The following is a 12,252-nucleotide window of genomic DNA, read 5'->3' on the forward strand; positions in this document are numbered from 1 at the left end:
TTCGTTCGGCTCAGAACCGCCCAACACTTTTTGGCACTGGCTTGAAAGCCAGTGCCACGTGGTTATCGGAGCCGGGTTGCCACATTTGCACGTCGCCCGGATTGGTTTCGTTGCGAACGATGCATTTCCAGGCCACATCGTCACCGGGATTCGAGCCCTTGAATTGAATCGTGCCTGTCCATGATGGGTAGGAACTCGGATCGAGTTTTACGGCTTTGGCCGGATCCCAGTTGCCTAACTCGGGTGGTGCGCCGACCACGTAGACACTGTAGCCCTGTGTCGTTACGCCGTTATCGCATTGAAAATCCACATTGAGGATGTACGTGAGCGTAACGCTCTGTGCGCTGCTGAACAGGGTCAGCATCCCCAGCAGGAGAATTCCCTGTGGCACTGGATGAAGAATCCGGAACATGCTGAATGCCTCGACTTACTATCGTTGAGTTGAGCCTATGCTCAGCCAGACGTTAAGTAACCTGACAGAACTGACAGTTCTTTAGAGCACTTGGCGATAGCGTTGCAGGGTGTTCGTCAATTTCGCCCGGGATCCGGCCTGTTCCGGTCCCGTGCGCCGGTAATGCCTTGCCGTTTCAAGCCGCGACCGGAATCGGGCCGACGGCTTGTAGTTTCCAGGCTTTGGGTGACATGCCTTCCACTTTGGCGAACGTACGACAGAAGTGAGATTGATCGCAGAACCCGCATTCCAGTGCGATCTCTGTGAGCAGCATCGAGGAATCCTTCAATAATGCCCTGCTTTTCATGACCCGCTGCTCGCGCAGCCATTGTTGCGGGGACATCCGGGTGCTTTCCTTGAACAGGCGGGAGAAATGACTGCGTGACAATGCGCAGGCATCGGCCAGTTCAGTCACGGAAATACCGGTATCCAGCCTGTCCAGCATCAGTTGTTTGGCCGTTTTTATCTGCCAGGATTTGAGCTGTCCGGTCGAAGTCAGGGCGAGCGTCGCCAGCACGGTAGATTTATCCATGTTCATACACATCCGGAAATTCAGGTAACAGGATGCGTGCGGCTGACCCGACACGGTCGACACCGCACACGTTACAAGTCTGTGAACAGCCCCTGGGGCCGGCGAACCACAAGTGCGTTCCTCAGCGTCATTGCTGAGGGCGAGCAAAAGATAACGAAACAAAATGTTTATCGGTGGCGCACTTTTGCGCTCTTGTGGGCTCATTTTTGCGCCACAGAATGCGTGTTTGCGCTGCTAGCATTCGCCCACCCCTATGGATCAGATCGATCCCTCATGCAGGAGAATGCGATGGCAGCTTCACAACCGCTTAACGAGCAGACCGCTTACTGGGGCGTGCCCTGGGAGGAGACCTATGGCTATCCGCAGGCGAGGCGGGCAGGAAACGAAATCTACGTATCAGGCCAGTTCAACCATGATGAGGAAGGAAATCTGGTCGCCCCGGCGCCGCTGGACGCCGACGGAAAACCCAGTGATTTTTCTTCGATGGGAAAACAGATGCAGGTCTCCTACGACAACATTGCGAAGCTGCTCGCCTTGTATGGCGCAACCTTGCAGGACGTTGTCGAGGAAACGCTCTACGTGCTGGACATGGATGCCGCCTTCGCGGTTGTCGGCAAAGTGCGCAAGGCCGCCTATGGCACCGAGCGGCCTCAGTGCGCGAGCAATATCATTGGCGTGTCGAGACTTGCCCAACGTCCGCAACTGATCGAGATCGCATGCAAGGCCGTGATTGGCGCGAAATAGATGAGCTGCACTCCCGGTTTCGATTCAGGTCACCGGGAGTATCGACTGCCCCTCGACCAGGGCTTTCTGACTGGCCACGGCAGCGGCGCAGAAGGTCATGAATGCCTTGACCCGCCACGATTTTCGAATGTCCTGGTGAGTCAGCAGCCACAACTCATCCTGAAGCTCGGGCACCACCGGCCCGGCGCGTACCAGCCCTGGAGTGATGTCACCCAGCATGCAGGGAAGGAATCCATATCCCAGGCCCGCCGCAATGGCCACGCTGGCTGCCGCAACGGAATCGGTGCGGTACGCGATGCGCTCGGCAGCGACCCGGCTTTCGACATAACGGGTCGCCCTCAAACCGCTGAGCGCTGAGGAGTACGACACCCATGCCTGGCCCTCTTCGAAAAGTGGCCCTGTCGTCAACTGCCTGTCGCAGCAATAGGGTGCCCAAGCAATGTTCGCCAGTTTGCGGCCTACCAGGCTTTCGGCAGGTTTTCTCGTCGCCCGAATGGCGATATCCGATTCATCCCGGGCGAGGCTGAGGGTCTCGTTGCCGACCAGCACTTCGATGGTGATACCCTCATTCAAGGCCTTGAAGTCGGCGATGATGGGGGTGAAGAAGTACAGCAGCAACGAGTCGCTGGTAGTAATTCGGAGCTTGCCGAGGGGGCCCTGGCCTGAACGTGAAACGCGCCGTGTGACGCTGACGATATCCAGCTCTACCCGCTCGGCGAGTGCCCGCAACTCGGCACCCTCGGCGGTGAGCAGATACCCCGACTTGCGATGATCGAAGAGCGCGACGCCAAGTGTGCGCTCGACTTGAGTAATCCGGCGCGAAACGGTCGATACATTGATGCCAAGCTTCTTGGCCGTGGCCGAACGATTGCCGCAATCACTGAGCGTCTTGATGATGCGCAAGTCGTCCCACGAGAGCTGACCGGCAGCTTCGCCTGCGTCCCACTTTTTACCGTCAGGGGGAGCCGGAGCCTTTTCAGTTGGCGATTTCACACAGATCGTTCCAGATTCGAGGGCGCTGATGATACGAGAAGAGGTGGGGATGAAGCAGCCATATTGTTCCGATGACGGTTGGAGACAGTTATTCCGCTGGCCGCCATGGCGCTGATCGCGCCTTCGGTTTGACCGTCCGGGTCGGGCTTACTACGCTGCATTTCATGGAAGTGTCATCTCGCACGACAAGGAGTGTCGGTTATGCGTGCAGCCGTTCGTTCGCCTTTTATCCCGAGCCTGTTTCTGTTCTTGGCATGCAGCGCCGTGGCGGCCCAGCCACCGCTTGATCCGCTGGAAACCCTGAACCGCATCAATCGCAACTACAACACCCTGAAGAACTCATGCCAGGAGCCCGACACCGGCGCCGCTCGCGGGCATTACTACTGCAGCGGTGTGACCTTGCGCATGGTCAACGACGGCCCGTTCAACCCGTGGGATTACAGCCCCTACGCGATCAAGATCGGTGCGACGTCCTACTCGTGGATTCGCAAGGATCTGAGCACTCGCATCCTCATTCACCCGGCCGGGTTGATTCTGCGCACACCCACCGATGCAGCGGCGCTGAAACTGCCGGTAAAGGAACAAGGCTTCACGTGCATCTACGCCTTCGATGGTGGCACCGGGCCCGAACGCAAGTGGTATGGCTGCGGCTTTTTCGACAGCCGCGAACCACCCCGCGCTGCCCAGCCTCCGATGAACAACAGGAACGCCGCGCTGGCTTACGGCACCTGCGCCGAAGCGGGCGTGAGCAATGCCGAACAGTGGACGAGGAAATACACCGGACTGATGAAAGGGGCGATCCAGTACAGCCAGTGCTCCTGGAATGCGGAAAACCCCAGCGACTGGAATGCGATGATTCGCGTCCATGAGTCCCGGGTGAGCACCACCAACAAAGACCCCTTCGCCTTCAGCGCACAGGTCAACGAATTCATGTTGAAGAATGCCTCGGCCACCAACGATGGCAGCGAAAACATGAAGTACATCGATGCCTTCATCTACAACGTCAACAGCACGCAGAACTTCGCCACCCGTGGCGATCAAGCGCCACCCAAACCGGAAAACGGCCTCAACAGTGCGCGCAACTTCCAGAAGAAACTCCAGGCTCAAGGTTACAGCGTGCCGATCCTGCGGCTGGACTTCACCAAGCCGCCGGAGCAGCGTTTCAGCTATGTCGCGGCGGATCAGGCGATCGATCTGTCGGTTGTCGGTAATGGTCAGCCTGCACCGCTTACGTCTCGCTATATTGCTTCGGCCAATTGGGTCGAGCGTCACGACCCCGGCACCGGCAGGAACGAGTGGACGCTCAACGTCACGCCCACCGCTCAGGGCAAGGCGATTCAGGTCAGCGAACAGGAAGCGTTGTACAAGGAACTGTTCGCCCTGCGCGGTGCCGACAGCCAGTGGCGCGACAACGAAAAATCCCCCGGCAGCATGCGTCAGCAACTCAGTTGTCTGGTGCAGAACTACCCGGGCAAGACCGAGTGGAACCTGGAGCCGTTCCGTCCCGTCGTCAGCCCACAAGAAGCAGCCAAGTCTGGCTGCAACCCGCTGCCGCCCAAGACGCCGCAGTACATCGCCTCTGCCGACTGGATCAAGCGTTACGACCCGGGCACCCGTCAGGACGAGTGGACCTTGAGCATCGTGCCGACCGCCGCCGGGCGCGCCTTGCCCAATGAGCAGATCGATGCCTTGTACCAGCAGCTATTCGCCCTCAGAGGTGCCGATGACAACTGGCGCAGCAACGAGAAATCCGCCGGCAGCATGCGCCAGCAATTGAACTGCGTGCTGGTGAATTACCGTGCCAAGACACCATGGAATCTTGAGCCGTTCCGACCTGCGCTCCCGGACGCCGAGACCCGGGCGGCGGGGTGCAATCCGGTGGCGCGTTAAACCTGCAGGTTACGAACAGGGACGTCGAGAAAAACAATCAGGGAGAAACACATCATGAAAGACTGTTGGAACAGAATCGTCCCGCTACTGGCATTGCCGTTGTTTGTGCAGGTGACTTCGGCCAATGCCGAGTCCTGCGCAGACACGCTCAAACGCGTTGAAACCTTGTACAACAACACCACCGCCAGTTGCGGCAAAGACCCGGCGTCGGACTGTTCTGGATTGTTGATTCGCGGCACTCACCGCGCCGACCCGGCGAAAGGGCAGAAGTGGGATGTCTGGAACCCCAGTCCCAAAGCAGTCGAGCTGGGCACCTTCGCGGCGTCCTACATGCGGGCCGATGGCATCAGCTACGAAGACCCCGGCATGAGCACCCAGAACGGTTACATCATCACGCCGGTGGACATGGTGCGCGACCCGGAAACCCCGGTGCACGTCTATTGCGCGTTTCCCAACGACGCCTGGACCGACTTCCGCGACGACCGCGGCTGCGGCAACAACAAGAACACCAGTCAGACCGAAGCTGTCTGCCAGTCCATGGCCCCGCCGATCACCAACGTCGACGCCTGGGTCGCGCACTTCACCAAGTTCAACAACAACCGCCAGCAAGACCAGTTGCAATGTGGCTTCAACATGCGCAACCCGATGAGCAGCCAGGAACGGGTCAACGCCTTCCAGAACTTCATGGGCGCCCGGCGCGTCATCAACACCCGTGAATTCCAGACTCAGACCGAACTGCGTCTGGGCAACCCGAAGACGGATGAGCTGCCGATCCTGGCCTTTTTCTATAGCGACTCACGGGGCCTGAACGACGCCCTGGCCAACCAGCGCGACTACAAAGCCAAGACCGGCAAGGACCGCAACGTGGTCAAGATCGACTTCCCGAAAACACCCGACGGCAAAGCCACGTTCTCCTGCATCCAGACCGCAGCACCACCGGCCCGGCAGTTCTGCGACAAGTACATCGAGTCCAGCTCCTGGGCCCAGCGCGATGACCCGAAACTCGGGCCGAAGACCTGGTCGCTGCAGGTCGTGCCGACCGCTTGCGGGCGCGCGATCAAGGATGACCAGACCGACCGGATGTTTGCCGAGCTGTACAACAAGCACAAAGACGACGAGCAATGGCGGATGTACAGCGTCAATGGCGGATCGATGCGCCGGCAGATGGTTTGTCACTTGGCCGCGTCGTTCGATGGCAAGCCTGTGAGGAACAAGCCTGAGTGGAACCTTGAGCCTGCGCGGCCGTATGTGGATCAGGCGACGGCGGTGGCTCAACGGTGTAATCCGTTCTGAGGTTACTGAAAGGGTGGGATCTGGTCTGCCGATGCCTCAGGTAGCGGCAGACCGGATTTTCAAGACAGGGTTATTTGTAGTGCAACGCTCTTCAACCGATAAACGCCGGACCACCCACTTAAATATGCAACCAGGCCAGCGAACCCAGCATGACCCCCAGACCCGCCGCCCCAAACGAGACGCGTCTGAGCCATTCCTTGCGCGTCAGCAGGGTGATGGCCGCCAGTGAAATGGCGATTTGAATCGCGGTCATGGCCTGGGCCCAGCGGTGATGCTGATGCAGCGCCTGCTCTGATTTCTCGTCCCATGCTCGCGCCTGCTGCTCGAGTGCCTCCGCCTTTTGGCGGGCTTGCTCTTTCTGCTCTGCGTAGCGACGAGCCTCGGCAACATAGTGAGCGGAATCCAGCCCCGGCAGATGGCTGGCCAGTTCAGACAGGTTCTGCCGGCTGGACTTGGCCTGATAATAGTTCCATTCGTTGGCCGCTTCGGTCTTCTGGATGGCCGCGTTGTTTTTGTCCATGGCCGCCTCACTTTCCGTCGAGCCGGCCTGATAACTCATCAGGGCGCCGACCGTCGCCATGATCGCCGTCATGACCGCGATCTTGCTGGCAAAGCGATCGCCTTTTGCGTGGGCATGATGGGTGGTGTGTTCAACGTGTTGCTCGTGAGGACTGGGGACTTCGAACGCTTCAGGCATGACGGTCGGACTTGGGTGGGTGAAGGAACAGGGGCGGATTATGCAGGTTGGCCGGCTTTTTAGACATACAAGGTCGACGGCATTTGGCCGAAAGTGGACGGCCGCATGGTTTGTTTCCGCGGGACTGCGAAACAGTCTCTTTTGTGCGAAGTTAAACGCAGAAAAATGGCCTGTTTAAATGATGGCTTCTCTTGTGGGCTGCTACCCACAATGGCTTGCGTCACCCCCTACAGCTGAGACAGAATCCGCCGGCTTGTGCGTCTAGGGCTCCCCCCGTAACTTGATTCCCGTCACTGCTTTTCAGTGATCGGGTCTGCAAGCCCGCCGGAAAAACCAGTCGCACAGCCCTGCCAAAAGGACGCTCGTTTGTGTCCGCTCAATGGCGGCTTTGTGCGGGAGACCCTCGGGTCTGCCGGGTGCCTGGTTTCCCGGTCTTGCAGACCCGCACTTGGCTGCCACCCATCATCTGCAAGTGATGCTGGTAGCTCCTAATCAAAATCAGGAGTTTCACCATGATCAAACCAACACCGAATCCGCCAGAAACCGATCCGGTCTCGCCCTACAAATTCCCCGATTCCCGAACCCTGAACGAAGCCGCCGAACGCGCCCTCGACCATTACCTGACCCCGCAACAACGGATCATGGGCAGCCACACCACACACGACCCCATGTTCCTGGCCAACCCGGCCTACAACAGCGAATCCCTGTTGGCCAACGCCAGCGAATCCCTCGATTCCGCCAGCGAAATGCTCAGCAACTTCGCCGCCATCCTCGAGCCCGCCCACCGCAAAACCGCGCTGGGCATCGCACAAGTGATCATGGTTGCGGGGCTGGCCGTGAATCAGGCGCTGGATAATGTGGAACTGAAGGCGTGAGCCAATCCTGCCGGGGCGAAGGGGGACCTTGTTCCGGCAGGAAGCAGAACGATGGCACAGAGCTATGCCTTGCGTCAGCTCGCTTCGACTGTCACCCTCCGGCCCGTTCGAAAAGGATCAGAACAAGGAATCAAGGATTGAGTGGCTACGTTCCCAACCCGCCTAAAAATTTCCGCAACACCGGCACCAAACCTGTCGATATCCATGCCCAGCGTTGGGCTGAGTATGAGAAACACGGGAAAGAGCCTGCGCGTGAGCCTGAAAAAATCGGTATAGCCCTGCGGATCGGAGTGTTCTTCGATGGTACGGGGAACAATGCGAATAACACTGCAGCAGGCTTGCTTTGTGGTGCCCATCATCCAATTGCGCCCGAAGATATCGATACCAGTTGCAAGCCTTTCATGAGTGATCCTGATAGCAGCTACGCCAACGACACAAGTAATGTGCAGAAACTGAGTGAGCTGTATTTCGCACCTCAGGAAGCCGAAGGGGATAGCTTGTACAAACAAGCGTTTCGGATGGTGTATGTCGAGGGGATTGGAACGCGATCTGGTAAACAGGACAGTACATTCGGTGCTGGTACTGGGCGAGGTCATACCGGTGTTGCAGGATGAGTTCAAAGCTCATTTGCGGAGATTGAACTGCGTGTAAAAGACGTGTTGGATCTACATCCCAATGGGGAAATTACTTCGCTGAAATTTGATGTGTTCGGTTTTAGTCGCGGAGCTGCTGCCGCTCGGCATTTCGCCAACGAAGTCGCCCGTGGAAAACAGGGACCTTTAGGGGATGTTTTAAGAAACATTGAAAAGCACCTCAGCCGGACCTTCGTTGATCAATTCAAAAGCAGCATAAATATTGGCTTCATCGGCCTTTTTGACACGGTGCCTTCGATTGCTGGATGGTCGAATCTGGGTGACGTCAAAAGTCCAATCGCAACGGGCATCAAGTTGTACCTTGACCGTCGTTTTTTTACAGATGTCGTTCAATTATCTGCCCGAGATGAGTGCCGAGCGAATTTTGCGCTGAGTCGCGTCAAAGCCGACCATTTGGAGATCACGCTGCCAGGCGTTCACTCGGATATTGGTGGGGGTTACCGCGATGAGGTTGAAGAGTGTGTGCTCATCAGCCCTATGCAATCCCTTGAGGTTTCGCAATTTACTGATGTGTCCACCACCTCGATTTACCAAGATGCGCTGGCTGTGAAAAAACAATGGTTGGACAAAGGTTGGCCGGCGGAAATGTTAGAAATCGTCACCCCCGCTGCGCGACTCCTTCCGGTAGATCTGCAAGATAGACTCAGTACTCGCAAGAAACGCGTTTACGTGGCCGTTCAGCTCAAGCGCCCCGTGAGCGGTAAGCTATCCAGGGTATATCTGCGTGTAATGCACCAGTTGGCTAAAGAAAAGGGTGTTCGTTTCAACGACATTCCGGACACGCCAGAGTTAGCCGTTCCTTCCGAGCTTCAATCACTGTGCAACCGGTTTGTGGCAGGTGACTACAGCACTACACCACAAGAGGAAAAACAGCTGAAGCTGAAGTACATTCACATGTCCGCAAACTGGAACCATCCCCTTGGTCGCAAAGACGGCAGTGGTCTCCGTGCCGTGTATATCAATGCGCCTACGGCAGACGCGATTCGTGTGCAACATCCTCACGTACCTGACTGGACGCTCTGGTAATGAAGTTACTAGTCACTCTCATCTGTGCATTTTTCATGACTGGCTGCCAGTCTGCTAATCCACTTTCCGCTAAAAATGATCCTAAGTCCGAATGGTGGGAGATGGCTTTTATTGAGCCGGACTACATGAAGGTCTGGGTGGAAGATAGCTCTGTCCAAGATATCACCGGCAAAGTCTTCTCCAGGACTGGCGGCGGCACAGCCGCTGGCGGTGAGCCTGAAGACGGCACAGAGTCTGCCAAGGGTTGGAAGGGCGTTGGCGGCAGTGGAAGGAAAGTGGTGGGTGCCGACCTTCCCATTCGTATTTACGTCCGCTGGCAATCCATCGTAGAGCAGAAGACATGGCAGGCTTGGGTGGACATTCCTGAGGAGGCCAGGCAAGTGATGGTGTCATCTACCAATCAGCGTTGCCCGCAGACGCCTGATCAAAAAGCGAGATATATGGCGTCGATCTATCTGGGGTTGGCGCCTGGTGGCGTCGTGCAGGTCTGGGTCAGAGACTCGTGTCATCACCCGGTCAAAGTGGCTAGGGCCCAAGCTGAGGTTGAGCCGTTGGGGCCAAGTCAAGGCAAGAATCAAGGGCGTTACGCCTATCCAGTTAATGAAAAGGCTAAGCGCTATATTGAGAAGTTTGGTATTCCATATGGCAGTTGGTAATTCTTCGAAGTTGGGAGGGGAAGAGGCGAGTAAAGAGTATGGATGCTTAAAGAAAACTGTCCCCGTTCTTTGAAAAATCGCTTTATGATGCGACTCCTCTATGGAGTCCGAATGCGGGATGCTGTTTTGAAAATAGTGAAATCTACTCGCTTTGATGATGTCGACCATGACCTCGGATATGAATACCGTGGTTATAACTACGACATGCAGAGCGGAGATGATGTGTTTCTGGTTAGGGTTTACGATGACGAGCCCGGACAGGCAACGGTAGTGCGTCCGACTTCAATGTCTAAAAACGAAAACCTTGGAAAGCTTGTCGAGTTCTTACGATCCGAACTGGGAGTGTGCAGGGTCTTGCTTTACAAGGAGGATGCTGGAGGATACGCCGAGATTGATCTTGATGGTTTGACATTTTATTCCTCCTGAAGCCGGCCTCGTAGTAGGAAGAAAGCAGATCTGCTTCTCGAAAATAAATCTGTCCCATTATGTGCACAGTCCCATTATGTGCACAATCTCACTGCTTTTGGTGAATCGAATAACTCATAACCGACGGCTCCGCACAAACACCTTCCCTGGTACAGCTCTGTCATAGGCTTTCCGTTCAGGTGAAAAACGTCAGCGTAACTGTGCCAGTCTTGTCAGTCGACTTTTGGCCTGATGACTTCTGGCGCTCAGGAAGTGAGGATATCAACCGCAGTACTCCCCAACCGCTCCCCATTAACCATCACATGCACGGCATGCTTCCCCGCATAATGCTTCCTCGTGGTGAAATCCTTGATCACCTGCCGCCGCGCCACAAGCGCGCTACCTACCCCCGGCAATACCAAGGTCTTCAACTTGAATACCTTGGCCGAAGTTCCGCCATTGGCCTTCACATAGTCAATCGCATAATCAATCACCAACCGCTGTTCCTCCGGTAACAACGATCGGATGGTGAACGACAACGTAATCGTCTCTCCAAGCCGCACCACCGCTGGCTCCACCTTCACATCCAGCAACTCGACCTCAGCCTTGGCCCCGGCACCGATGATCGTGAGCGCCCGCAAATTCCCCTGCTTGATCAGACTCCGCAACGCATGTTTCGCAATCCACGCCGTGTGCCTGTTCTCCAGCGCCCACCCTTCAACCGTATCCAGCACCCATTCCGGGTGTTCCTTGGTCACGTCATTCAAATGGTTCGCCACGGACTTGCGCACGTACAGACTCTCGTCCGCTTTCAACCGGTCCAGAATCCCGGCGGCCAGGTGCGGGTTTGCCTGCACCGGCTCCAGGCGAAACGACCATGGCAGGCGAGGGCGGCTGCCTTCGCTGGCGAGGCGGCGGACGTGGTGGTTTTCGTCTCGTGCCCAGTCATGCATCCGCTCCAGCGAGCGTTCCAGGTCGCTGCGCAGGAAGTGGCGGATGGCGAATTCGGAGGAGCCGAAGGTGGTGAAGTATTTCAGCGCTTCCATCGAAGTGTCGAATGCGTGCGCGCCATAGCTCGCCACGTAGTGTGGCAGGCACATGCTGACGAAGCCGCTGTTCAGACGTGGCGCGAGTTCGCGCAGGACCTCGAGGGAATCGGCGTAGTCCAGTGGCAGCACGGCGTGCAGGCTTTCGCTGACGCGGGCCATGCGTTGCATGACCGAGAGGTCGGCGAGGCCGTCGTTGGCGTACTTGAGAAAGGCCTTGGCCTTGAACGCCGGGTATACGGCGCTCATTTCGCTGGCAATGTGTTGCAGGCGTTCGGCGTTGAAGATTTCTTTCAGGGCCGGGGCGGCGGTTTCGGTGGTGCTCATGGTCAGGTCATCGGGGTGCTGATGAACGCTTGGAGGCCTTCGGCGTACTGGGTGTATTGGGCGATGCACGGGAAGCGTTCGGTGTCGATCTGGTCGGGGACGACGAGGCCGGTGAAGCTCCAGGCGACGGCGAGGGTGATGCCGTCCTGCTGGAGAGTGCCATCGGTGGGCAACGGGTGTTTTTGCAGTTCGTGTTCAAGGGCCGTGAAAGCGGCGGCCAACTGGCCTTCGACGCGTTCGACCCACGGCTGGTATTGAATGTCGGCCGGGCGCAGGTTGCGTTCGTAATAAAGCTGCACGGCTTTTTCGCAGGCAGCGAGGCCGAGGCCGATCAGGCGCAGGGCTTTTGCCCGTTGTGGCAGAGCGATGGGTAGCAGGGTTTTGCCGGACAGGGCTTCGAGGTAATCGAGGATCAACGTCGAGTCGATCAGCACTTCGCCATCGTCGAGAACCAGGGTTGGCGCCTTGACCACCGGGTTGATCTGCTGGAAGCGCTCGAAGTGGCGGAACACCGACACCGGATCGTGTTCCAGTTCGATTCCCAGGCACCTGGCGGAAATTGCCACGCGGCGCACGTAAGGGGAGTCCAGCATGCCGATCAGTTTCATGACGCGTTCCTTCAAGTCAAACCGGGGGAGGGCATAACGTAGCTGAGGTTGAAGGG

The 12,252-nt window shown here is 57.2% G+C and carries 12 protein-coding genes and 1 pseudogene; 7 read left to right on the forward strand and 6 right to left on the reverse strand.

The window, feature by feature from the left end:
• Positions 1-10: 10 nt before the first annotated feature.
• Complete coding sequence (locus ACK6BI_RS08730) at positions 11-412, reverse strand: carbohydrate-binding module family 20 domain-containing protein (protein WP_409316750.1); 402 nt, start codon at positions 410-412, stop codon at positions 11-13.
• A gap of 175 nt (positions 413-587) precedes the next feature.
• The gene (locus ACK6BI_RS08735) at positions 588-989 is read right to left on the reverse strand and encodes a helix-turn-helix domain-containing protein (protein WP_409316881.1); all 402 of its coding nucleotides are present in this window, start codon (positions 987-989) and stop codon (positions 588-590) included.
• A gap of 282 nt (positions 990-1,271) precedes the next feature.
• Here ACK6BI_RS08735 and ACK6BI_RS08740 point away from each other — a divergent pair, with 282 nt between their 5' ends.
• Positions 1,272-1,727: a RidA family protein gene (locus ACK6BI_RS08740; RefSeq protein WP_409316751.1), complete on the forward strand. Its 456-nt coding sequence runs from the start codon at positions 1,272-1,274 to the stop codon at positions 1,725-1,727.
• A gap of 24 nt (positions 1,728-1,751) precedes the next feature.
• Here ACK6BI_RS08740 and ACK6BI_RS08745 read toward each other — a convergent pair whose 3' ends face one another.
• Positions 1,752-2,720 (reverse strand): LysR family transcriptional regulator, encoded by a 969-nt coding sequence (locus tag ACK6BI_RS08745; RefSeq protein ID WP_409316752.1) that lies wholly within the window; start codon positions 2,718-2,720, stop codon positions 1,752-1,754.
• A gap of 201 nt (positions 2,721-2,921) precedes the next feature.
• On the opposite strand from ACK6BI_RS08745, the gene ACK6BI_RS08750 reads away from it, so the two are divergent.
• Together ACK6BI_RS08750 and ACK6BI_RS08755 are read left to right on the forward strand one after the other, a co-directional pair.
• Complete coding sequence (locus tag ACK6BI_RS08750; RefSeq protein ID WP_409316753.1) at positions 2,922-4,610, forward strand: DUF2599 domain-containing protein; 1,689 nt, start codon at positions 2,922-2,924, stop codon at positions 4,608-4,610.
• 54 nt (positions 4,611-4,664) lie between these two features.
• Positions 4,665-5,903 carry a DUF2599 domain-containing protein gene (locus ACK6BI_RS08755; protein WP_409316754.1) on the forward strand — a complete coding sequence of 413 codons (1,239 nt, stop codon included), beginning with the start codon at positions 4,665-4,667 and terminating at the stop codon, positions 5,901-5,903.
• A 118-nt stretch (positions 5,904-6,021) separates the two neighbouring features.
• On the opposite strand, the gene ACK6BI_RS08760 is transcribed toward ACK6BI_RS08755, so the two are convergent.
• A complete protein-coding gene (locus ACK6BI_RS08760) occupies positions 6,022-6,600 on the reverse strand; it encodes a DUF4337 domain-containing protein (protein ID WP_409316755.1) in 579 nt (192 codons plus the stop codon).
• Positions 6,601-7,112: 512 nt separating this feature from the next.
• Here ACK6BI_RS08760 and ACK6BI_RS08765 point away from each other — a divergent pair.
• The 4 genes and pseudogenes from ACK6BI_RS08765 (at position 7,113) to ACK6BI_RS08780 (ending at position 10,236) form a co-directional block, all read left to right on the forward strand.
• Positions 7,113-7,475, forward strand: coding sequence for a DUF6124 family protein (locus tag ACK6BI_RS08765; RefSeq protein ID WP_409316756.1), 363 nt, complete (start codon positions 7,113-7,115; stop codon positions 7,473-7,475).
• 137 nt (positions 7,476-7,612) lie between these two features.
• Positions 7,613-9,154 (forward strand): annotated as a pseudogene (locus tag ACK6BI_RS08770) (T6SS phospholipase effector Tle1-like catalytic domain-containing protein).
• On the forward strand, positions 9,154-9,810 hold the full coding sequence (locus tag ACK6BI_RS08775) for a DUF2931 family protein (RefSeq protein ID WP_409316757.1): 657 nt from the start codon (positions 9,154-9,156) through the stop codon (positions 9,808-9,810). The pseudogene ACK6BI_RS08770 and the gene ACK6BI_RS08775 overlap by 1 nt, the downstream one beginning before the upstream one ends.
• A gap of 42 nt (positions 9,811-9,852) precedes the next feature.
• A complete protein-coding gene (locus ACK6BI_RS08780; protein WP_409316758.1) occupies positions 9,853-10,236 on the forward strand; it encodes a hypothetical protein in 384 nt (127 codons plus the stop codon).
• A gap of 245 nt (positions 10,237-10,481) precedes the next feature.
• On the opposite strand, the gene ACK6BI_RS08785 is transcribed toward ACK6BI_RS08780, so the two are convergent.
• On the reverse strand, positions 10,482-11,588 hold the full coding sequence (locus ACK6BI_RS08785; protein WP_409316759.1) for a DNA alkylation repair protein: 1,107 nt from the start codon (positions 11,586-11,588) through the stop codon (positions 10,482-10,484).
• 2 nt (positions 11,589-11,590) lie between these two features.
• Positions 11,591-12,196, reverse strand: coding sequence for a glutathione S-transferase (locus ACK6BI_RS08790; protein ID WP_409316760.1), 606 nt, complete (start codon positions 12,194-12,196; stop codon positions 11,591-11,593).
• Between the last annotated feature and the right edge of the window lie 56 nt (positions 12,197-12,252).

It is taken from the genome of Pseudomonas sp. KCJK9016 (assembly GCF_046231795.1).
Lineage (GTDB): Bacteria > Pseudomonadota > Gammaproteobacteria > Pseudomonadales > Pseudomonadaceae > Aquipseudomonas > Aquipseudomonas bananamidigenes.